This is a genomic window from Rhabdothermus arcticus, from assembly GCF_055382915.1.
Genome location: NZ_AP043808.1, coordinates 1,391,139 through 1,412,025, shown reverse-complemented (window position 1 = coordinate 1,412,025; position 20,887 = coordinate 1,391,139). Strand labels below are relative to the sequence as shown.

Genomic DNA, 20,887 nt, shown 5'->3' with positions numbered 1-20,887 from the left:
GAGATCCCCCCTTTGGGGCCCCCCGTTTGCGGGGATGCACGTGAAAAACGGGGCGGCCCGCGGGCCGCCCCGGGGCATCGGAACCCAACCGGGGTCGGTAGACGCAGAGCGCCGCCGTGCTTCAGTCGCCGATCGGCTCGGCCCCCAGGAGCAGGAGGCCAACGTCGTCGTAGTCGGCGTCGACCCAGTCCTCGATGAGCAGCAGGATGCCGGCCGGCTTGCCTTGATCATCGAGGGCCCGGTAGGCCTTGATGCCTCGGGGGGGTTCGTTGAGCCCCGCCACGCTGTAGACGCGCTTATCCCCGTAGTGCTCGTAGGCGTGCACGATGCCGAAGGGCCCGCCCGGGGAAAAGCGGGCGATCCGGGGCGGGTTGAGGCAGGTCGCGGGGTCGAAGGCTCCCTCGTAGGCGAGCACGAAGGTAGCGGCCTCCGGCTTGCCCTCGGGAAAGTAGCCGATCCGGTAGTTCCGGGCGGCGCTATGCCCGCCCAGCAACCTAAGCTCGACTTCGTCCGCGCGGGGCTGGAAGATGCCCGCGGGAAGGGGCGCCCCGGCTTGGTAGCCGCAGAAGGTTCCGGGGCGCGGGGTGCTGCTTCCCTCGGTGGGCGGAGGTGCGGCCTCGCCGAGGCGGCGGATCGCCAGGTCGTCGAGGAAGAAGGTCGTGGCCTTGGGGCCGACGCCAAAGCCACCGGCGCGGTAGTCGGGGTCGGTCCAGTCGAGGAGCAGGCTGCCGTCCAGCCAGAAGCGGACCCGACCGCTCTTCTCCAGGGCAAAGCGGACGTCGTGCCAGTTCTGATCAAAAAGGAAGCTGCGACCGGTCTTCGCCAGCTCGCGCCGGTCGATCAGGGTGAAGCGCTGGTCCCCGGCGAGCTTGTCGAGGCGCACGCCCTCGTAGCCGACCCTGAGCTCGAGCGCCCGGTTCCCGGCCCCGTTCAAGAAGAGCAAAAAGCGCACCGCGCTATCGGTGCTGGGCGCTTCTTCCACCTTGATGGAAGCGCGCACCTCGTAGTCGCGCCAGTCCTCGGCCCCGGTGGTGAGGTAGCCCTCGCCGTAGCCGCCCTCGAGGCGCACCGCCTTATCCAGCTTGCCGCTGGGGTCGAAGGCCTCGACGATCGTGATCTTCTGCCAGTCTTTGCTTTGCCGGAGCATCCCGTAGCGATCCGGCGCCACCACCGGCAGCACCGCCCCCGTGGGGTAGGCGCCGAAGTCGTCGGTGAAGACGGCGCCCGGCTCAGGGAGCGGGTTTCCGGGGAGGACCTTGATTGCCGGAGCAGAGACCCCGCCCGCCGCCTCTTTGGCCCCCTGGGGAGCGGTCTGTGGTGCTTTGACCGGCACCGCGACCTTGACCCCGGGCACCGGACGAACCTCGACCGTCGGCTGCGGCGCGCAGGCCGCGAGGAAAAAGAGCGAGGCAACACCAAGCCATATGCTTCGCAAACTCATCTCCCTCACCTCCTGGCACCTCCAGGCCTACCAAAGGGTTGGTTAAACATGGGTTAAGGGGGCGGGTACCGCCCCCTTAGGATGGGCCAGGCCCGACTTTACCGACAGCTTCCGTTTACACTCGGGTTGCCGTTTTGCCAGGTGATCGTAAGGGTGCACGTGGTCCCGTCGCAGTCGGTCCCTTGGAGTTCGGCGGTGCCGCTAACAATCTTGGTGCCGTTGTCATGGACGTCGGTGAGGGTCGCGTTCAGGCTCCAGCCGTTGCAGCCGGGCCCGGTGCCGCTAAACGATCCGGTGGCGTTCATGGTGCCGGCGTACCAGGGCTGGTTGGGGTCATCGGGGGTCCAGGTGCCGCCAAGGTCATAATCGAAGGTGTACGTTTCGCCGTCGCGCGTCTTGGCATCCCAGCTTCCTTGGTAGGTGAAGCGATAGCTTCCCCCAGACTTCACCAGATCGTGTTTCTGGATCGTCCAGGTGACGGTGGCCGATCCACCATCGCCGCTCACGCCCCATTCGACCTCGCCGCTTACCTTGACCCCCGCCGCGGGATCGGCGTCGTCGGGGTCTTGCACGTTCACATTTCGATACTCCCAGTAGCCCGAAGCGCTCCCGCCGCTTCCGCTATAGCTCCAGGTGCACCGGCCGTTGTAGGTGGCGTTGGCGGGGATCCCGTCGCCGTCGGGATCGCTGGAGTCGTGACCCCGGTGCAGCTCCAGCTGGCCGTATCCTGAGGGCTCAGTCCCGCGCTAAACGGGGTGATCTCCAAGATTGGAACCGGAAGCCCGGCTAGCAGCAGGGGGCTTTCGATCCGGTAAAGCTGGGCGTTGGCGGCGGTCAGTACGGTCCCGACTTCTTGTGGCGTGGCGTTTTCGCCCGTTTCTCCTCCCGGCGATGTCGCGCTTTGATTGCATCCCGCAAGCAGCGTGGCCAGAAAACCCAAAAGCGCAACCACTACGAACTTCGCCTTCATGCCACACACCGCCTCGCGGACCGTCCGCATACCGTCTGCGGACAGCGGCCGGCCGCCATGCTGAACCAGCGCCTTTCATGATAGCCCTGCTACGGTTAAACTGAGGTTAAGTAAATGGCGACCGGCTACCTGTACCGCCCGCGCTTGACGCGGCAGGTGCGCGCGGCGCTCGAGGAGGGCCCGGTGGTGCTGTGGGGGCCGCCGGGGTTTGGCAAGACGCTGCTTTTGAAGGAGATCGCCCGGGAGCTCGAGCTCCCCTACCGCACCCGGCCCGAAAGCGGCCCCGGGGCCTACGACGTCACGACCCTCCCCGCGCACCCCGAACCGGGCCAGCTCTTCGCCCTGCCCCGGCGCCCCGAGGGGCCGTTCCCCGGGCTGGTGCTCGGCCCCTGGGCGCTCGCCTTCACCCGGGAGGAGGTGCGCGAGCTCGCCCGAAGGCTGGGGCAGCCGCGGCTTTTCGAGGCCGTCTGGGAGGCCTTCGAGGGCTGGCCGGAGCTCTCCCGCTGGGGGCTCGAGGCCGGCGTCGCCGACCCGTTGAGCCCGCCCCTTCGCGACCGCGTCGAGGCGCTGCTCGGGTGCCTTTCGCGGGAGGAGCGGCGGTTTTTGTGGTGGAGCCTGCTCGAGCTCTTGGAGCCGGTCTGGCACCGATCCGGTTGGGGGGCGGTGCTCGAAGGACTGATCGCCGGGGGCTGGGTGCGGTTGCGGGAGGGCCGGGTCCGCCCCCGCCCGCCGCTCGATCGTTTTCTTTGGGCCACCCGGGGCCTGCCCCCGCGCGAGGACCTGGGCGGGGTGCTCCAGACGGCGCTGGCGGTGGATCCGGCGGGGGCGCTCGCGGCCTTCTTGGCCTACGAGGACCCCGCGGCCGGGGCGGCCTTCGAGCGCTGGGCCAAGGGTGCGTTGGAAGCGGGGGAGACCGCGGCGGTGGTGGCCCGCTGGACGGCGCTCCCAAAGGCCGCGCGCACGCCGCGGGGAGCGCTCTTGGTGGGCCAGGCCCTGCGCAGCCTGGGCCGCTTCGAGGAGGCCTTGGGGCTCGCGGACTGGGCTAGCCAGGACCCCGAGTTGCGGGCCGAGGCCCGGGCGCTTTCGGGGACGCTCTTTTTGCACCTCGGGCGCTACGCCGAGGCCGAGGCCTCCCTCAAGGAGGCCCTGAACATCACCCCTGAGGCCCAACGCGCCCCGCTCGAGGTCGCCCTCTCCGCGGCTTTGATCCGCCGCGGGGCGTTTGGCCAGGCGGCGGACCTCGCCAAACGGGCGGCCGCGCGCGCCGGCGACGCCCTGACCGCGGCCAAGGCCCTGCACAACCTGGGGGTGGCGCTGCACCACCAGGGGGCCTTCAGGGCAGCCCTTTCCGCCTACCGGGAGGCCTGGGAGCGAAAGCAGGGGCTGCCCGCGATCTCCCGGGCCAACACCCTGCTCTCCTGGGGCGAGGCCTTGCGGCTTTCGGGGCGCTGGGAGGAGGCCCACCGGGTGCTCAAGCAGGCCCGGGAGGAGGCCCGGCGGGCCGGCGATTACCGCGCCGAGGGGTACGCCGAGCTCAACCTCGGCGACCTCTACCTCGACGCCGGTTGGCTGGACCTCGCGGCCGCGGCCTATGGGGCCGCGGCCCAGGTGCTGGAGGGGGTGGCCGACCCGTACGGGGAGGGGCTTTTATGGCTGGGACGGGCCCGGCTTTTTGGGGCGCGGGGCGAGCCCGCCCGGGCCCGGCTCGCGCTGACCCGGGCGGAGGCCGCCCTCGAGCACGGGGGAAGCGCGGCGGAGCTCGCCGAGGTCCACCTGCTCAAGGCCCGGTTCGTTCCCCGCTGGGCCCGGCGCTACCTCCAGGTAGCCCTTCGGCTGGCCGAAGCGGCGGGGAACCTGCACGCTTTGCACCGCGTTCGGCTCGAGCTGGCCCGGCTCGGGGACAAGGACGCGGAGGCCCTCCAGGCCGCGGCGTGCTACGCCCTGGAGGAGGACCCCGTGCTCGCCCTCACCCCCCGCTACCTCCCCCTCTGGCCCCAGGCGGGGGAGGCGGGCGCGGCGCTCTTGGAGGCCCTGGCCGAAGGCCTCGGGCCGGTCCGGGTCTACAGTCTGGGCCGGGCGGAGATCCTTCGCGAGGCGCCGGTGCCGCTGCCTACCCAGCGCGAGTTCGCCCTCTTGCTCTGGCTTTGGCTCCGCCCGGAGGCCGACCCCGTCGCCCTCTTCGCCGACGCCAAGCGTCCGGAGAAGCGCCTCCACCTCGCGGTGCACTACCTGCGTAAGGCCCTCGGGGAGGACTGGGTGCGGCGGGTGGGCGAGGGCTACCGCTCTCGCCCCCTGCCCGGGGTCTGGTGGGACGCCGGGCTCTTTCTAGCGCTCCGGCGCCACCTCGCCCTCAAGCCGCTTCGCCGCCTCGCGGCACGGCTCTACCGCGGCTCCCTGGCCGGGGGTGAGGCGCTCGCCGCCGAGCGCCGGCGCCTAGCCCGTTTCGCCCGCGCCATCGGGCAGGAATAGCTCGCGGGTGAGCACTTCCTGGCGCGTTCGCTCGCCCTTTTGGCGCTTTTCCGCGTAGAGCATCGCGTCGGCCTCCTTGAGCGCCTCGTTGAGGGGCTGCGCGTCGGCCCGAGCGTAGCCCATCGAGAACTTGCGAAAGCAGGTGGCGACCCGCTCGCGGATCTGCCGGGGGTGGGCAAGGCCCAGGTGCAGCCCCACGAACTCGTCGCCCCCGATGCGGTAGATCCCGTCGGTCCCGCGGCTGCTCTTGCGCAAGGCGTAGGCGAAGGCGCGCAGGAAGCGATCCCCGACCTCGTGCCCCTTTTTATCGTTGACCGCCTTCAAGCCGTCGATATCCCAGAAGGTGAGCCAGAGCGGCTGGCCGGTGCGCTGGGCGATCTGCTGCATCCGGGGGTATTCGGCGGCGAGGGCGTGGCGGTTGCCGACCCCAGTGAGCTCGTCCGTAAAGGCCGTCGTGGCCAGGCGCTGCTGGTGCGCGAGCAGCGCGCGGCGCATCCGGTAGTACTCGCTGCCGATCCCCAGGGCCAGGCCCCAGAAAAAGAGGGCGCCGATCACGTCCCCGGGGGATTGGGCCAGCGTCAAAAGTATGAAGAAGGCTACCAAGAGCAAGCCGAGGCCCCAGTAAAGCCCTTGTTCGCTTGCCGTGAGGTAGAGGGCGATGAACCCGATGAACAGGTAGGTCCAATAGGGGGCGACGTGGGCCAGCGCGCCGGGGTCCGTGACGTAGACCAGGCCGAGCACGAGGACGCCGAGCATGTGGGGCACCACGACGTCGGGAAGGCGTCGGGAGAGCGCGGCAAAGATCGCGCTGAGGAACACGAAGGCGACGGCGTAGCCGAAATCGCGGGGAGAGGGCGAGAAAAGGCTGATGACCAGGGCCAGCCCCCCGGCGAGCGCGATCATCCGCCAATAGCTTTGCTGCCAGAGGGCTTCGGCCTGGAACATGGGCTCAGTCTAACAAGTCAAACCCAGGGCCTCGGGCTAGTTTTGCGCTAGAAGCCGCTGGGCCCGCGCCTGCTCGAGCCGGTCGCGGGCGTCCTTAGGCGTGAGCTCGAGGGCCTTGGAGAGCTGGGCCCGGGCCGCGTCCTTCTTGCCCAGCCGGAGCAGGGCCTGGCCGTACTCCACCCGGTGGATGATCTCGTCGGGTTCGAGGGCGATGGCCTTTTCAAACAGCGGGATGACCTGGCCCGTGCTCGCCCCGTAGAGCCAGCCCACGCCCTTTTGCGCGAGCTCCAGGTGCCAGAGCGCCAGCGCCACCATCGCCCCGGCGTGGTTGGGGTCCAGGTCGAGGGTCGTCGTTAGCTCGTCGCGCACCGCCGAGGCCAGGGAGAGGCTTTGCAAGATGCCGCGAAACTGGGCCAGCCGCCCCAGGGCCCGGGCCAGCTCGAAGTGGGCCTCGGGGTCGTTGGGGTTCTCCGCGATCGCCTTCCGCGCTGCGGCCTCGGCAAGGCTGAACCAGCGGGCCTTTTCGGCGTTGTCCTCGGCCCGGTACATCGCGTAAAAGCTCGCCGCCTTGGCGGCCAGCACCCAGGTTCCCGCGGCCGTGGCCTCCTGGTAGGCGGCGGCAAAGCGCCCCTCGTGGAGCAGGGCCTCGGGGTTGGCGAGCGCGCTTCCTAAGAGCAGCAATAGTCCAAGGGCAAGCCATCGCATCACGTTTGTTCGCCTCCTTATATCGCCTCCAGTCTACGCTGGGACGATTATCGATTTCTAGCGCAATCTACTTGACAATAGTTATATCAGGTATTAGCCTAGGGGTGAAAGGAGGCGGCCGTGTTGGAGGAGTTCCTTTCCCGCCTGTCCGAAGCGCGCAAACGGATGCTGCTCAAGGTGCTCGAGGAGCGCTACCAGGACGAGGTGCGCGATAGCCAGCTCGCGGAGAAGGCCGCGGAAGGTATCCCTTACGAGCACCTGCGACAAAAGCTCAAGGAGATCGCCGCCCGTGAGCGCCGGCACGCGGAGCTCTTGGCCCAAAAGATCGAGGCGCTGGGGGGAACCCCGCCACCGCCGCCCGAGGTCCCCGAAGACGCCACCTGGCGCGAGCTCTTGAACGCGCTGGAGTCGGAGAAGGCGGACCGCGTGGCCTACATCGAGGAGGCCTTCGGGACCGGGGATCCGGAGATCGAAGCGCTCTTTACCCGCATCAAGGAGGACGAAGAGCAGAACTACAAGGAACTCCTCGAGGTCATCACCCGGCTCGATCCCTACGCGGAAGGGGCCTAGGCCCGGAAAGGGGGAGGCGTGCTCAGGAAAGCGGATTTTGCCCAGGTTGAGGCCCTGATCGAGGCCAAGCCCCCGGTGCTCTCGCTCTACGTGCTCACCAACCCCGCCGACCCCAACGTCGCCGAGCACACCTTCGACTTCAAGAAGAAGCCCTACGTGATCCGCGCCAAGGACACCCTGAAGGCCCTCGGCGTGCCGAAGGCGATCCAGGACCGGGTGCTCGAGCGTCTGGAGCACGACGTCCCCCAGGCGGTGACCCGGGCGATCTTCGCCAACGAGGACCTGTTCGAGGTCTTCGACCTGAACGTCGAGCTGCCGGTGATGGACCTGCGCACCGGGCTGGTCGAGGCTCGCTGGGGCGCGCCCTACGTCGCCCCGCTGCTCTTTGCCCGCGACGAGTTCGAGCCCTACGCGGTGGTGCTCTTGGACCAAGAGCGCTGGCGGCTTTTCGAGGTCTTCATGAACGAGATCGAGGAGGTCCAGGACGCCTTCCGCGCGGTGGCCCCCGAGGCGTGGCGGGAGCTTAAGACCACCGCCCCCGCCGTACCCCGGGGCACCGCCTACGCCGCGGCCGCGCGCGGCGGGGCGGCCAAGGACAAGTTCAACCGCCGCCTCCTGGTGTGGACGAGCCGCTTCTATCGCAAGCTGGCCGGCGAGCTGGAGCGCTTTTTGAACGCGCGCGGGATCCAGCGGGTGATCCTGCTCGGTCCCGAGGCCGACGTGCAGCACTTCGAGACCTTCCTTTCCAAGGCCGTCCGCCCCCGGGTGGTGGCCCGCGCCGGGGCGCCGGGCGGCGGCCGGGTGCCCCCGAGCGCGGTGCTCGAGGCCGTCCGCCCCCTGATCGAGGCTGTCGAGCGCGCCGAGGAGTCGCGCCTGCTCGACGAGGTACGGGAGAAGGGGATCTGGGGCGTGGACAAGGTGCTCGACGCCCTGCAGGTGGGCCGGGTCTACGTCTGGGTGCTGCCCTGGCACCTGGACCTCGAGGTCTACCACTGTCCCGAGGAGGCCTTCGTCGCCTTCGATGAGAACGCGGCCAAGGCGGTCTGCGCCGCCCCCGAGCGGCGCCCCTTGAAAGACCTCGTCGACGAGCTCGCCGCCGCCTACGGCGCGGCGCTGGAGTTCGTCCGCGGCGAGGCGGAGAAACGGCTTACCACCGAGTTCGGCGGCATGGCCGGGCTCGTGCGTTGGTAAGAGGAGGTGAGTGAGGATGATGCGTTGGGATCCCTTTAAGGAGATCGAGGAGCTTCAGGAGCGGTTGCAGCGGGTGATGGGCCCGGTGGGCACCGAGCGCGGCGAGGCCCGCACCTTCGCCCCTCTGGTCGACGTCTACGAGGACGCGGAGGGGCTGCATTTCGCGGTCTACCTCCCCGGGGTGGATCCGGAGAAGGTCGAGGTCACCGCGGAGGACGAGGTCCTCACGGTGAAGGCCGAGCGCCCCTTCGAGACCAAGGAGGGCGTGACCTGGCACCGGGTGGAGGGGCCTTACGGCATCTTCGTGCGTAGCTTCTCGGTGCCCCCGACCTACGATCTGAGCAAGGTTTCGGCGCGCTTCAAGCACGGCGTGCTCTACCTCGACGTGCCGCGGGCCGAGGAGGCCAAGCCCAAGAAGATCTCGATCCAGGTCGAGCAGTAGCTGCCGGACGGCCGGGGCCTCCCCGGCCGTTGGCTTTCCGGTAGGCTCATGCCGTGGAGGTGGGAACGATGTTGATGGCGGTTTCCGAGTTCGAACGGCTCTTTCGCGAAGCGGCGTCGCTGGATGTCGACAAGAACGACCTCAAGCGCGTCTCCGACTTTCTGACCCAGAAGATCCACGACCTTTTGGTGGTGGCTGAAAAGGCGGCCAAGTACAACGCCCGGGACATCATCTACCGGCCGGACCTGCCCATCACCAAGGGGCTTGAGGAGACGATCCACGCCTTCGAGCGCATGGACGTGGCCTTGAAGCTGGAGCCGGTGCTGGAACAGCTCGCCAAGCTCCCGCCCCTCGACCTGGAGATCGGCAGCGACGTCGAGGAGATCCTGCCCAAGGTCGCAGGCGCGTTGGTCGTGGCCCTGGCCCGGGTCCTGAAGGAGCTCGACCCCAAGCTGAAGAACCCGCAGACCGAACACTGGGAGCGCGCCGAGCGGATCTTCAACTACCTGATCTAGCCATGCAGGCCGCGGTCACCCGCTTTTACCGCCTCAGCGTCCAGCTGGCCTTCAACGCCGTCGTGCTGGTGCTGGTGCTGGGGCTCTTCGTCGGGGTGGCGCGGCTGCTTTTGGGCCTCGGGGAGGTGCTCCGGCCGGGCCACCTCGCCGAGGCGTACCACACCCTGATCACCGACGCCCTGACGTTGGTGGTGGTGATCGAGCTGGTGCGCACCTTCGTCGACTACTTCGAGTGGGAGCGGGTGCGCATCCACGTGCTCTTGGACGCGGGCGCGGTCTTCGTCTTGCGCGAGCTCTTCATCGGGGTGCACAACGCCGCCCTCGACGCCACGGGCGTGCTCTTTTGGACGCTGGGGGTGCTGATCCTGGTCGCGGCCCGCACGCTGGCGCTCAAGGTGCAACCGGAGGGGCCCAAGCATGCGCGTTGAGGAAGCGGTGCTCCCCGGCGTAGGGCCCACGTTCACCCCCTAGCGACCGGCGGGTGGTGAGCGTCCACCAGACCGGGCACTCTGCCCCAAGGACGGGGGCGAGCCCGGGCGTTGCTGTGCGCGCCGCCCCCTCGAGGCCTGGCTGGCCCGGGCCCCGGAGGTGCGCGTGCTCGGGGTGCTCCGGGAAGACCAGGCGTTCTACCCCAAGTCCCAAGGACCGGGTGCTGGGGCCAGGGGGCGTCTCGATCGTGGCCGGCTCCCGCACCGCGATCGGCCGCTTCGAGCAGACGGGCTGCGCTGGCCATCGGGCTCAAGCTCCCGATCCGCTACCTGGCCGCGCTGCCGGGCTCCCCCACCGGCGCGGGCTCTTGGCCACCTTCTACCTGGTGCCCTGGGGCGCGCTGCTGGTGGGGCAGCTCGCGGTCCTCTTGGTGCTGGTCAGCGTGCCGCTGGGCGCGGTGCCCATCCGCTACGGGCCGGACTGGCTGCCCCGGTGATAGGCTGGGCCCCGGAGATGGCCGAGGTCGTCGTCGGCTGGGTGCTGGGCTCGGATCTGCGTGACCCCGAGCTGCTCGCGGCCTACGCCGAGGCCCGGGCGCGGTTTCTGCGGGTCCTCGAGGCCGAGTTCCCGGAGTTTCGTTGGCGGATCGCCTACACCGAGCGCCGGGTCTTCTTGCCCCGCGGCGGGCTGGACCCGGTGCCGCTCTTGGAGATGGCGGTGGACGAAAAGCTCCACCGCCACTGGGACTTCGCCTTCACCATCGTTCCCAACGCGCTCTTGCCGCACCATCAGCCGGCGGCGATGGGGGTGGCCTCCCAGGCGCTTGAGGCGGGGGTGATCTCTACCTCCCGCCTGGGTTCCGGCGAGGCCCTGATCGAGCGGATCGTCGCGCTGGCCTTGCACCTCTTCGGCCACTTCTTCGGCCTGCCCCACAAGGAGGGCACCCCGATGCACGCCCTGCGGGACCCCGAGGCGCTCGAGGTCCGCCCCTTCGACTCCGAGGAAAAGGCGGTGATTCGGCGCTACATCGAGGACGTGGTCCTGGTGCGCCTGGAGGAGATCCGCACCCGCTGGAGCGTGGTCAGCTTTTACCTGGAAACCTTCATGCAAGACCCCAAGGCGGTCCTCAGCGCGATCCTGGAGCACCGTCCCTGGCGGCTTCCGCTCTTCTTGGGGCGGCTCACCGCCGCCGCCGCAGTCTCCACCGTCTACCTCTTGATCAGCTCCGACGCCTGGGCGCTGGCCATGCACCTGCGACCGGTGCCCTTGCTCTTTGGCTCCTTGATCGCGCTCTTGGCCGCCGCCTTCTTCCTCTTTTGGGGGCAGGACGTGGGTCTTTTGGGGCACGAGCGCACCTGGCGGGAGCAGCTCGCCCGCACCCGGATGGTGCTCTTTGGGGTGCTGTTCATGGGCCTGGTCTCGCTCTGGGGCGTCGTCCTCGGCCTCACCTTCCTGATCGCCCTGACGCTGCCCGATCGGCTCGTCGAGGCCTGGGCCGGGGGCACCCCGCGCGTTCCTTTCAGCCTGTTTTCGGCGATGATCGGCGTGGTGGCCGCGGCGATGGGCGGAAACCTCGAGGAGGAGTCCGAGCTCAAGGCCGAGCTCTTCATCGACGAGGAGCTCTAGCCCCTAAACTGGGGCCAAGGTGAAGGCGTCGCTCACCCCCCACGCCCTCCGCGTCCTAAGGACGCGCCACCTGCTTAAGGACGCGGCCGGGGCGCCGATCGAGGAAGTCAAGCGAACCTTCCGCTCGGCCCTGGAGGTCCCTCCAAAGGCCCATCGCCAGATGCAGGCCGGCTGGCAGCGGTACCTGGACAATGCGGTCTCCAAGACGATCCACCTCCGCTCCAAAGCGCCGCCCGAGACGGTCGCCGGGATCCACCTCGAGGCCTGGCACCTCGGGCTCAAGGGGATTACGGTGTTTCGCTTCGGTTCGAAGGGGGAGCAGGCCTTGAAGCTCGGCTTCCACCCCCGCGGCCTGAAAAAGCCCGAGCCCATCCACACCTGGGCCGAGGAGGCCGAGCGGGAAGGAGGTTGGCGGTGTCGGTGTTGATGGAGTTCGCGATCTTTCCCACGGACAAAGGGGAGAGCGTCAGCGCCTACGTGGCCCGGGTGATCCGGGTGGTCGAGGAGCGCGGCCATCCCTACCAGCTCACCGCGATGGGCACGATCGTCGAGACCGAGACGATGCCCGAGGCCACCGCCCTCCTCAACGCGGCCTACGCGGTCCTGGCCCCGGACACGAACCGGGTCTACGCGGTCGCCAAGTTCGACGTGCGCAAGGGCCCGATGGGGCGGATCGAGGCCAAGGTGCGCTCGGTGGCGCGAAAGCTTTCCGGGGGCTGATCGCGGGTAAGCTCAGGGCCATGGGACAAAGGGAACCGGGGACGCGCACGGCGCTGGTCACCGGCGCGGCCCCCGTTGCCTCGCCCTTCTTGCAAGCGCTTTCCTAAGTGTGTTAAGTTGGCCTCAAACCATGGTCCGAGGCCGTCCGACGATTGACGAGGTCGCCCGTCGCGCGGGGGTCTCCCCATCGACGGTTTCACGGGTACTGAACGGTACCGCTCGGGTCTCCCAGGAAAAGGCGCGGCGGGTCTTGGAGGCCGTCGAGGCGCTGGGGTACACGCCGAGCCCCCTGGCCCAGAGCCTGGCCCGCGGGCGGTCGTACGGGGTGGGGATCCTGCTTCCGGATTTCTCCAGCGCCTTTTACGGCCCGATCCTCGAGGCCCTGACCCTCGAGCTGGGGGCCACCCCCTTCCGCCCCATCGCGGTGCCCGGCCACTGGAGCCTGGTGCGGGAGCTGGAGGCCCTGGAGTTTTTGAAGGCCCACCGGGTGGAAGCCCTGATCCTTCTGGGCACCTCCCTCGACGGCACGGCCCTGCGCGATGTCGAGGTGCCCGTGTTGGGGTTCGGCCAGCCCCTGGAGGGGCCGGGGCGCTGGTCCCTCCTCCTGGACAACCGGGACGCGGCCTACCGGGCCACGCGTCACTTCATCGAGCGGGGGCACCGGCGAATCGCCCACATCTCCAGCAACCGGGGAGGCGACGACATTCGCGAGCGTCTCTTGGGTTACCGCAAGGCGATGCGCGAGGCTGGGCTCGAGCCCCGGGTGGTCTACGGCGACCTCTTGGAGGAGGGAGGCTACCGGGCGGCGCGCATGCTCTTCCGCCGCTTTCCGGACACCACCGCGATCTTCGCGGTCAACGACCAGACCGCGATCGGGGCCAGGCGCTACCTGTACGAGGCGGGGCTGGACGTGCCGGACGACGTTTCCCTGATCGGGTTCGACGACATCCCGGTGGCCCGCTACCTGACCCCGCCCTTGACCACGGTGCGCCAGCCGGCGGAGGAGGTGGGGGCGTCCTTGGCCCGGGCGCTAAAGGCGGTGCTGTCGGGGCAGACGCCCGAGCTTATCCGCCCCAGGCTGGCCCTGATCGAGCGGCGTTCGGTCGGGGAGGTGAGAGGCTGAAGCGAACGTCGGTTTCGGTGTTCGAGGGGTAAAGGTGCTCGCTCCGCCGGAATGGCGGAAATGGGAGGTTGTTCGCATATTTAAGAAAGCGCTTTCAGCCTGGATGCTGCTGGTTTCGCTTGCCCTGGCACAGGGCACCCTGGAAGTCTGGATCATGCCCAACAGCGGCCAGCCGGCCAAGGACTTCAAGGCGCTGGTCGCGCCGTTCGAGAAGGCCAACGACGTCAAGGTCAAGGTGACGGTGCTGGACTGGGGCGTCGCCTGGACCAAGATCACCACCGCGGCCACCAGTGGGGTCGGGCCCGACATCACCCAGCTCGGCACCACCTGGGTGGGTTCGATCAGCGCGATGGGCGTCCTGGAACCCCTGGACGACGTGCTTGCGACGCTGGGGGGCGAGGCCTCGTACCTTCCCGCGGTGTGGAAGACGACCCGCTTAGAGGGCGCCAAGCAAGCGACCGCGCTCCCCTGGTTCTCGGAGCTCAGGGCCTTTTACTACCGTACCGACGCGCTCGACGCCGCCGGGGTTGACCCGGGGAAGATGTTCCAGAACTGGCAGACCTTCGAGGCCGGGCTTTCCGCTCTGGCGCGTTCCGATTTCAAGGACCCCGAGACCCGTCAGCGCCTGGCGCCGTTCTTCACCGCGGGGAAGAATTCCTGGGACGTCTTGCACAACGCCGCGCCCTGGATCTGGGGAGCGGGCGGCGCGATCGTGCGCAAGGAGGGAGGGGTCTGGAAGAGCGCCCTGAACGCCCCGGCCAGCCTGGATGGGCTTTACTTCTTCTTGAACCTCGCGCAAAAGGGGTTCATTCCCGACGAGAGCCTGGAAAAGAACACCGCCCAGATCGAGGCCGACTTCGCAGCCGGGCGCTGCGCCCTGATCGCCAGCGGCCCCTGGCTGATCAAACGGGCGGCGACGCCGGAGGACGAAGGCGGGTTCGCCGAGCGGGTGGCGGCGAAGCATATGGGCGTGGCCCCCTATCCCGCGGGTCCCCAGGGGCGTTACACCTTCTTCGGAGGCTCCAACCTGGCGCTCTTTAACTTCTCCAAGCACAAGGACCTGGCGAAGAAGCTGCTCGTCTATCTGGGCAGCCGCGAGGCGCAGCTGAGGTACGCCGAGATGACGGGCATGCTGCCCGCCCTGCGCGCCGCTTGGGACGCCCCGGAACTGCAGCAAAATCCCCTCATGCGCACCTTCGTGGACGCCGCGCAATACGGCCGGAGCTATCCCAGCCTCGCCGGGTGGGGCGTGGTGGAGAACCTGGCCGTGCAGCACATCGGCATGGCCTGGGACCTGGTGGCCCAACGACGCTTGAGCCGCGACGCCCTCAAGGATTTGATGGATAAGGCTTCGCGGGCCATTGACCAGGCCCTGCGCTAAGGGATCCGGAGGGGTCCCCCGGGCTTGCCATGCGCGCCTTTTGGAGACGTTACGGCCTCGCTTACCTCTTCATCGCCCCGGCCCTGCTGGGCATGCTCTTGGTCCATTACGGGCCCATGCTCCAGGGCCTTTACATGAGCTTTTTGGACTTGCGGCTGCAGACGCTCCGCCTCTACCTGAGCGCGCCCTTCGTTGGGCTTGAGAACTACCGCGAGATCCTCGTCGATCCGGCCTCCACCTTCCGCAGCGGGTTCCTCTACGCGGTCCGCACCACCCTCCTCTATGTCCTGGTGGTCAACGCGTTCACGCTCAGTCTCGGCCTTCTGTTCGCCCACGCGTTGAACCGCCCGCTCTGGCTCCGCGGGGTGGTGCGGAGCCTCTTCCTCCTGCCCTGGGTGGTGCCGAGCTACGTCGTCGGCCTCCTTTGGGGCTTCATGTGGCTCAAGAACGGCGTCATCAATCACCTTTTGGTGGACGTCTTCCACCTGCTTCCGGACAAGCCGCACTGGCTCACCGGCCCCTTGACCTTCGTTGCCATCGTCATCCCCACGGTGTGGCGCAGCTGGCCATTCGTGATGGTGACCTACCTGGCCGCGCTGAGGAACATCCCCGATGAGCTCTACGAGGCGGCCCGGGTGGACGGGGCCACCCCCTGGCAGCGCTTTCGCCACGTGACCTGGCCGCTCTTGCGGCCGGTGACCGCGATCCTCCTTCTCTACGGGCTTTTGGGCACGCTCTTTAGCTTCAACATCGTCTACATGATGTTTGGTCACGGGGCCGGTTATCCGGGAGCGTGGGGTGATCTCTTGATGACCAACCTCTTCCGCAACACTTTTGGCCTTTGGGACTTCGGCCTGGGCGCGGCGGCCAGCACCCTTTACATGTTGCTCAGCCTGGCGCTCATTCTCTTCTGGTACCGGGCCTTCCGGGAGGACCTGAAAGCGAGGTGAGCCGTGAAGCAGGAGCGCGGTGTCCGCTGGGCCTCGAACGTGCTCATCGTCCTGGGCCTCGTCCTTCAGCTGGCCCCCATCTTCTGGATGGTGAACACCTCGTTGATGACCCAGCTGGAAGCGGCGACGGGCAGCCTCTGGCCCAAGGTGCCCCAGTGGCGGAACTACCTGGAGTTCTGGCAGGCCTTACCGTTCTTTCACTACCTTGGCAACTCGCTTTTGGTGTGCTCGGTGACCACCCTGATGGCCCTGTGGGTGGCCACCCTGTCGGGTTACGCCTTGGCCCGCTTCCGGTTTCCCGGCGCGGAACTCTTCGGCGGCAGCGTCCTGCTGACCCAGGTCATCCCCGGGATCCTCTTCCTCATTCCGGTCTACATCATGTACATCGCCTTTCAGAACTGGACCCGATCAACCCTGGGCATCGAGGTGCGTCTGGTGGGCAGCTATGGGGGGCTCATCCTGACCTACACGGCGTTCTTCGTTCCCATCAGCATCTGGATCTTGCGCGGGTTCTTCGCGTCCATCCCCAGAGAGCTGGAAGAGGCCGCCATGGTGGACGGGGCCACGCCCTTTCAGGCCTTTTATAAGGTGGTGCTTCCTCTGGCACGCCCGGGACTGGCGGCCACCGCGGTGTATATCTTCCTGACCGCCTGGGACGAGCTGCTCTTTGCCCAGGTCTTGACCAATGAGGCCACCGCCACCATTCCCGTGGGCATCCGCAACTTCGTCGGCAACTTCCAAAACCGTTACGACCTTCTCATGGCGGCGGCCACGGTGGCGACCGTTCCCGTGCTCTTGCTCTTCTTCCTGGTGCAGCGCCACCTCATTCGGGGCCTGACGGCCGGAGCGGTCAAGGGATGAGGGTTGTCCCCCCTTGGACAGGCCCCAGGCGTGCGTACGACGTGAAGCGTGCATAGGAGGTGCTACCGGTGGAGTTTCTCTTCGGTGTGGCGACGAGCGCCTACCAGATCGAGGGGGCGACCCGGGAGGATGGCCGGGGGCCCAGCATTTGGGACGCGTTCTCCACGCAACCGGGAAAGATTCGGGACGGAAGTTCGGGCGAGCCGGCCTGCGATCACTACCATCGCTACCGGGAGGACGTGGATCGCCTGGCCTGGCTGGGGGTCGACGCCTACCGTTTCTCGGTGGCCTGGCCGCGAATCCTGCCGGAAGGGCGGGGCCGGATCAACCCCAAGGGGCTGGCTTTCTACGACCGCCTGATCGATGCCTTGCTGGAAAAGGGCATCCAGCCCTTCCTGACCCTCTACCACTGGGACCTGCCCCTGGCCCTGGAGAGGCTGGGGGGATGGCGCAACCGGGAGACGGCCCACGCGTTCGCGGACTACGCGGAGATCGTGGCGCACGCCTTTGCGGACCGGGTCCCCTTCTTCGCTACCCTCAACGAACCCTGGTGCAGCGCCTTTTTAGGGCACTGGACGGGTGAGCACGCCCCCGGGCTCCGAGATCTGGAAGCCGCGCTGAAGGCCGCCCACCACCTCCTCCTGGCCCACGGTTTGGCGGTGGAGGCGCTGCGCGCGGTGGGCGTCAAGCACGTGGGAATCGTGCTGAACTTTACCCCCGTTCGGGGCGACGACGAGGTCGCGGTGCGCCTTGCCGATCGCTACCACAACCGCTTCTTCCTGGATCCCCTGTTGGGGCGCGGCTACCCGGAGAGCCCTTTTCGCCGTCCCCTTGCGCTTCCGGTACGCCCCGGGGATTTGGAGACGATCGCGCAACCTTTGGACTTTCTCGGCGTCAACTACTACACCCTGGCCCGGGTGGACCGCGGGGAAGGGGTGTACCCGGTGGCCTACCTTCCTCCGCAGGGAGAGCCCACCAGCATGGGCTGGGAGGTGTATCCGGAAGGGCTTTACGACCTCCTTTGGCGTTTGGCCCGCGAGGTCCCCTGGCCGCTCTACGTTACCGAGAACGGGGCTGCCTATCCCGATCGCTGGCAGGGGGAGGCGGTGGTGGTGGACGGGGCGCGGGTCGCCTACCTCGAGGCCCACTTGGACGCGGCCTTGCGGGCGCGCAGGGAAGGGGTGGACCTGAGGGGCTATTTCGTCTGGAGCCTGCTCGACAACTTCGAGTGGGCGCACGGCTACACCCAGCGCTTTGGCCTTTTCTACGTGGACTATCCCACGCAAAGGCGCGTGCCCAAGCAAAGCGCCCACTGGTACCGGGGCAGGCTCCAGCGTTCCCGTGAGGCCGGCGCGGTGGAAGACTAAAACCGCTCGGTGACGCTCTTCATCTGCAGGAAGAGCCTGAGGTAGTCGTGGCTGCCGGTCTTGGCCCCGGTGCCCGAGAGGTTGAAGCCGCCAAACGGCTGGACGCCGACGAGCGCCCCGGTGATCTTGCGGTTGAAGTAGAGGTTGCCGACGTGGAACGCGCGCCGGGCCTTTTCCAGCACCTCGCGGTTTCTGGCGTAGACGCCGCCGGTCAGGCCGTAGACGGTGTCGTTGGCGATCTCCAGGGCCTCGTCGAAGTCATGGGCCTTGATCACGCTGAGGACCGGTCCGAAGATCTCCTCCTGGGCGATCTTCGCCTTGGGCGGCACATTGGTGAAGATCGTGGGCGCGATGAAGAACCCCGGGCCCTCGAGCTTTTCCCCGCCCAGGACGAGCTGCCCCTCGTTCTTGCCAAGGGCGATGTAGTGGAGGATCTTCTTCTCCTGGGCGGCGTTGATCACCGGCCCCATGTCGGGGTTCTCCTCGGCCGGGCCGACCGTGAGCGCCCGGGTCTTGGCCTCGACCTTCTCCATCAGGGCGTCGTGGACCGCTTCCAAAACGATCAGCCGGCTCGCCGCCGAGCACTTTTGCCCGGAGAAGCCGTAGGCGCTCTGGATGATCCCTTCGGCGGTGAGGTCCAGATCGGCGCTCTCGTCCACGATGATCGCGTCCTTGCCGCCCATCTCGGTGATCACCCGCTTCAAAAAGCGCTGGCCGGGGCGCACCTCGCCGGCGGCCTTGTTGATCCAGGTGCCGACCTCGAGGCTACCGGTGAAGTTGATGAACCGGGTCCTGGGGTGTTCGACCAGGTAGGCCCCGACCTCCTCGCCGATCCCGGGGAGGAAGTTCAGCACCCCGGGGGGGAGGCCGGCCTCCTCCATGATCTCGAAGACCTTGTAGGCGACGACCGAGCTGTCCTCGGCGGGCTTGGCCACCACCGTGTTGCCCACGGCGATCGGCCCGGCGAACATTCCGGTGTAGATGGCGACGGGGAAGTTCCAGGGGCTGATCGAAACCCCGGCGCCGAGCGGGATGTAAAAGGACTCGTTGTCCTCGCCGGGGAAGGGGACGATCTCGACGGCCTCCGGGCCCTTAAAGCGCAGCGCCGCCCGGGCGTAGTACTCGAGGAAGTCGATCGCCTCGGCGACGTCGGCGCTGGCCTCGATCCAGTTCTTGCCCACCTCGTAGACCATCCAGGCGGTGAGCTCGGTTTTCCTTCGCCGCATCAGGTGGGCGGCCTTGAGCAGCACCCGGCTCCGCGCCGCCTGGTCCCAGCGCTTCCAGGCGTCGAAGGCCTTCCAGGCGGCCTCCAGCGCGGCCTCGGCGTCTTCTTTTCTGGCCTTAGCCACCCGGCCGACGACGCGGGAGGGGTCCGAGGGGTCGATCGAGTCGATGAACGCGCCGGGATCGACGCGCTCCCCGCCGATCACCAACGGGTACTCCCGGCCGAACTGCGCCTTGACCTCGGCCAGCGCGGCCCGCATCGCCTTTTGGCGCTCCTCGGTGGTGAAGCGCTCGATGGGTTCGTTCCTGAAGGGTTCGACGGTCATCTTCTCACTCCCTTTCCTAAGACTTCAAGAGCCCCCGGAGGACGAAGAGGGCGTTCTCCGGACGCTCGGCGATCCGGCGGGAAAAGTAGGGGTACCAGGCGCGGCCAAAGGGCACGTAGGCCCGCGTCGTGTAGCCCTCGCGGGCGGTTCGTCTTTGCAGCGCCGGGCGCACCCCGTAGAGGAACTGGAACTCTAAGCGCTGCCTGGGAATGCGGTGCTCGGCCGTCCAGCCCTTGGCCCAGCGGATCAGCCGGTCGTCGTGGGTGGCGATCGCGGTGGGGTTGCCCGCCTCGAGGTTGGTTTGCACCAGGCTCTTGAACGCCTCGCGGATGGTGGCAAGGTCCTGGTAGGCGACCTCGGAGGGTTCGGCGTAGGCGCCCTTGACCACCCGCACGTTCGGCCGGTAGGAAAGGAGGGCCTTGAGGTCGTCTTCGCTGCGCTTCAAGTAGGCCTGGAGGACGATGCCCACGTTCTCGAACCCGGCCTCGCGCATCGCCCGGTAGATATCGAGGGTCTTGTCCACCCGGGGGGAATCCTCCATGTCGATGCGGAGGAAGACCCCGCCTTCTTCGGCGAGGGTGAGGATCTCCTCAAGGAGCGACCTCGCCAGGGCTTCGCTTAGGTCCAGCCCCAGCTGGGTGAGCTTGACCGAGACGTAGCGAGGGTAAGGGAGGGTCGCGAAGGCCCGGACGGTGGCCTTGATCTCCTCGGCGAAGGCCCGGGCCATCGCCTCGTCCTCGACCATCTCCCCGAGCACGTCGAGGATCGCGTGGATGCCTTCGGCCTCCAGCCGGTGCACGGCCTCAAGCGCCTCCTCAAGCGTCTCCCCGGCGATGAAGCGCCGAGCCAGCCGCCAGCCGTGGCGCCGCACCAGCCGCTCGACGACGGGGTGGCCGGCGATGGCCAGCACTCCTTGCCGCCAGAGGTTCATCGGGCCTCCTCCAGACGCGCACGCACCAGCGCCTTGAACCGCTCGACGTGGGCCCGGGCCGCGGCCGCCGCCCGCTCGGGGTCTTTGGCCTCGATGGCCTCGAGGATCGCCCGGTGCTCGGCGAGGGTCTTGGGGCTTTGGTTTTCGTCGCTGGACAACCCCCGGGCCAGGGTGAGCTTGGCGTCCAGCTGGTGAAAGAGCTGCTCGAGCTCCTTGTTCTTGGCCGCGGAGAAGAGGAGGGCGTGGAAACGGGTGTCGGCCTCGGTCTGGGCGGCGAGCGCCCGCCGAGGGAGGCGTTCGAGGTGGGCGAGCGCCTCGCGCAGCGCGGCCAGGTCCCGCGCGTCGCGCCGCAGCGCGGCGAGCCGGGCGGCCTCGGCCTCGAGCGCTGCCCGCACCTCGTAGACCTCGTCGACCTCCTCGGCGCTGAGCCGCCGCACCCGCGCGCCGCGCCCGGGGAGGAGCTCGACCAGCCCCTCCTGGGCCAGGCGCAAAAGGGCCTCGCGCACGGGGGTGCGCGACACCCCGAGGCGCGAGGCCAGCTCGGCCTCGGTGAGGCGGGCCCCGGGGGCGAACTCCCGCCGCGCCAGCGCGGCCTTGAGCCGGGCGTAGGCGGCCTCACGGACCAGGGCAGGACGTTCCAGGCGCATGCTGTATGCAGTATACACCATGGCTTGCCGGTGCGCGTGCGCTTTCGCGTGCGG

22 protein-coding genes are annotated in these 20,887 nt (G+C 68.3%); 15 read left to right on the top strand and 7 right to left on the bottom strand.

Annotation, left to right across the window (positions count from 1 at the left end; translation table 11 throughout):
• Window positions 1-121 precede the first annotated feature (121 nt).
• Both ACZ48Y_RS07380 and ACZ48Y_RS07375 read right to left on the bottom strand, forming a co-directional pair.
• Window positions 122-1,441: an SPOR domain-containing protein gene (locus ACZ48Y_RS07380; RefSeq protein WP_464742874.1), complete on the bottom strand. Its 1,320-nt coding sequence runs from the start codon at window positions 1,439-1,441 to the stop codon at window positions 122-124.
• A 98-nt stretch (window positions 1,442-1,539) separates the two neighbouring features.
• Window positions 1,540-2,019, bottom strand: a complete 480-nt coding sequence (locus ACZ48Y_RS07375) for a hypothetical protein (protein ID WP_464739940.1) — start codon at window positions 2,017-2,019, stop codon at window positions 1,540-1,542.
• Between the two features lie 506 nt (window positions 2,020-2,525).
• Between ACZ48Y_RS07375 and ACZ48Y_RS07370 the strand changes: the two genes are divergently transcribed.
• A complete protein-coding gene (locus ACZ48Y_RS07370; protein WP_464739938.1) occupies window positions 2,526-4,880 on the top strand; it encodes an AAA family ATPase in 2,355 nt (784 codons plus the stop codon).
• On the opposite strand, the gene ACZ48Y_RS07365 is transcribed toward ACZ48Y_RS07370, so the two are convergent.
• Together ACZ48Y_RS07365 and ACZ48Y_RS07360 are read right to left on the bottom strand one after the other, a co-directional pair.
• Window positions 4,845-5,825, bottom strand: coding sequence for a GGDEF domain-containing protein (locus tag ACZ48Y_RS07365; protein ID WP_464739935.1), 981 nt, complete (start codon window positions 5,823-5,825; stop codon window positions 4,845-4,847). The genes ACZ48Y_RS07370 and ACZ48Y_RS07365 overlap by 36 nt on opposite strands.
• Before the next feature lie 36 nt (window positions 5,826-5,861).
• A complete protein-coding gene (locus ACZ48Y_RS07360; RefSeq protein ID WP_464742872.1) occupies window positions 5,862-6,530 on the bottom strand; it encodes a tetratricopeptide repeat protein in 669 nt (222 codons plus the stop codon).
• Between the two features lie 120 nt (window positions 6,531-6,650).
• Between ACZ48Y_RS07360 and ACZ48Y_RS07355 the strand changes: the two genes are divergently transcribed.
• The 14 genes from ACZ48Y_RS07355 to ACZ48Y_RS07290 all read left to right on the top strand — a co-directional run bounded on the left by ACZ48Y_RS07355 (window position 6,651) and on the right by ACZ48Y_RS07290 (window position 17,705).
• Window positions 6,651-7,100 carry a ferritin-like domain-containing protein gene (locus tag ACZ48Y_RS07355; RefSeq protein ID WP_464739933.1) on the top strand — a complete coding sequence of 150 codons (450 nt, stop codon included), beginning with the start codon at window positions 6,651-6,653 and terminating at the stop codon, window positions 7,098-7,100.
• 18 nt (window positions 7,101-7,118) lie between these two features.
• Complete coding sequence (locus ACZ48Y_RS07350) at window positions 7,119-8,291, top strand: VLRF1 family aeRF1-type release factor (protein WP_464739931.1); 1,173 nt, start codon at window positions 7,119-7,121, stop codon at window positions 8,289-8,291.
• A 16-nt stretch (window positions 8,292-8,307) separates the two neighbouring features.
• Window positions 8,308-8,733 (top strand): Hsp20/alpha crystallin family protein, encoded by a 426-nt coding sequence (locus ACZ48Y_RS07345; RefSeq protein ID WP_464739929.1) that lies wholly within the window; start codon window positions 8,308-8,310, stop codon window positions 8,731-8,733.
• Window positions 8,734-8,801: 68 nt separating this feature from the next.
• Window positions 8,802-9,248: a DUF1931 family protein gene (locus tag ACZ48Y_RS07340; protein WP_464739926.1), complete on the top strand. Its 447-nt coding sequence runs from the start codon at window positions 8,802-8,804 to the stop codon at window positions 9,246-9,248.
• 2 nt (window positions 9,249-9,250) lie between these two features.
• Entirely contained in the window at window positions 9,251-9,676 is a 426-nt protein-coding gene (locus tag ACZ48Y_RS07335) for a phosphate-starvation-inducible PsiE family protein (RefSeq protein WP_464739924.1), read from the top strand.
• 248 nt (window positions 9,677-9,924) lie between these two features.
• Entirely contained in the window at window positions 9,925-10,173 is a 249-nt protein-coding gene (locus ACZ48Y_RS07330; RefSeq protein WP_464739922.1) for a hypothetical protein, read from the top strand.
• A complete protein-coding gene (locus ACZ48Y_RS07325; protein ID WP_464739920.1) occupies window positions 10,170-11,303 on the top strand; it encodes a hypothetical protein in 1,134 nt (377 codons plus the stop codon). Before ACZ48Y_RS07330 ends, ACZ48Y_RS07325 begins: the two co-directional genes overlap by 4 nt.
• Before the next feature lie 19 nt (window positions 11,304-11,322).
• Window positions 11,323-11,730, top strand: coding sequence for a hypothetical protein (locus tag ACZ48Y_RS07320; RefSeq protein WP_464739918.1), 408 nt, complete (start codon window positions 11,323-11,325; stop codon window positions 11,728-11,730).
• Window positions 11,718-12,023: an MTH1187 family thiamine-binding protein gene (locus ACZ48Y_RS07315; RefSeq protein WP_464739916.1), complete on the top strand. Its 306-nt coding sequence runs from the start codon at window positions 11,718-11,720 to the stop codon at window positions 12,021-12,023. Before ACZ48Y_RS07320 ends, ACZ48Y_RS07315 begins: the two co-directional genes overlap by 13 nt.
• Before the next feature lie 130 nt (window positions 12,024-12,153).
• Window positions 12,154-13,146 (top strand): LacI family DNA-binding transcriptional regulator, encoded by a 993-nt coding sequence (locus ACZ48Y_RS07310; protein ID WP_464739914.1) that lies wholly within the window; start codon window positions 12,154-12,156, stop codon window positions 13,144-13,146.
• 103 nt (window positions 13,147-13,249) lie between these two features.
• A complete protein-coding gene (locus tag ACZ48Y_RS07305) occupies window positions 13,250-14,527 on the top strand; it encodes a sugar ABC transporter substrate-binding protein (protein WP_464739912.1) in 1,278 nt (425 codons plus the stop codon).
• 29 nt (window positions 14,528-14,556) lie between these two features.
• Window positions 14,557-15,477: a carbohydrate ABC transporter permease gene (locus ACZ48Y_RS07300; RefSeq protein ID WP_464739910.1), complete on the top strand. Its 921-nt coding sequence runs from the start codon at window positions 14,557-14,559 to the stop codon at window positions 15,475-15,477.
• 3 nt (window positions 15,478-15,480) lie between these two features.
• Window positions 15,481-16,338 (top strand): carbohydrate ABC transporter permease, encoded by an 858-nt coding sequence (locus tag ACZ48Y_RS07295; RefSeq protein WP_464739908.1) that lies wholly within the window; start codon window positions 15,481-15,483, stop codon window positions 16,336-16,338.
• Window positions 16,339-16,406: 68 nt separating this feature from the next.
• Complete coding sequence (locus ACZ48Y_RS07290) at window positions 16,407-17,705, top strand: GH1 family beta-glucosidase (protein ID WP_464739906.1); 1,299 nt, start codon at window positions 16,407-16,409, stop codon at window positions 17,703-17,705.
• Here ACZ48Y_RS07290 and pruA read toward each other — a convergent pair.
• From pruA to ACZ48Y_RS07275, 3 genes are read right to left on the bottom strand one after another with little or no spacing between them, the layout of a single operon-like run.
• A complete protein-coding gene (pruA, locus tag ACZ48Y_RS07285; protein WP_464739904.1) occupies window positions 17,702-19,255 on the bottom strand; it encodes an L-glutamate gamma-semialdehyde dehydrogenase in 1,554 nt (517 codons plus the stop codon). The genes ACZ48Y_RS07290 and pruA overlap by 4 nt on opposite strands.
• 16 nt (window positions 19,256-19,271) lie before the next feature.
• Window positions 19,272-20,186, bottom strand: coding sequence for a proline dehydrogenase family protein (locus ACZ48Y_RS07280; RefSeq protein ID WP_464739902.1), 915 nt, complete (start codon window positions 20,184-20,186; stop codon window positions 19,272-19,274).
• A complete protein-coding gene (locus ACZ48Y_RS07275; protein WP_464739900.1) occupies window positions 20,183-20,833 on the bottom strand; it encodes a GntR family transcriptional regulator in 651 nt (216 codons plus the stop codon). Before ACZ48Y_RS07275 ends, ACZ48Y_RS07280 begins: the two co-directional genes overlap by 4 nt.
• Window positions 20,834-20,887: the final 54 nt, after the last annotated feature.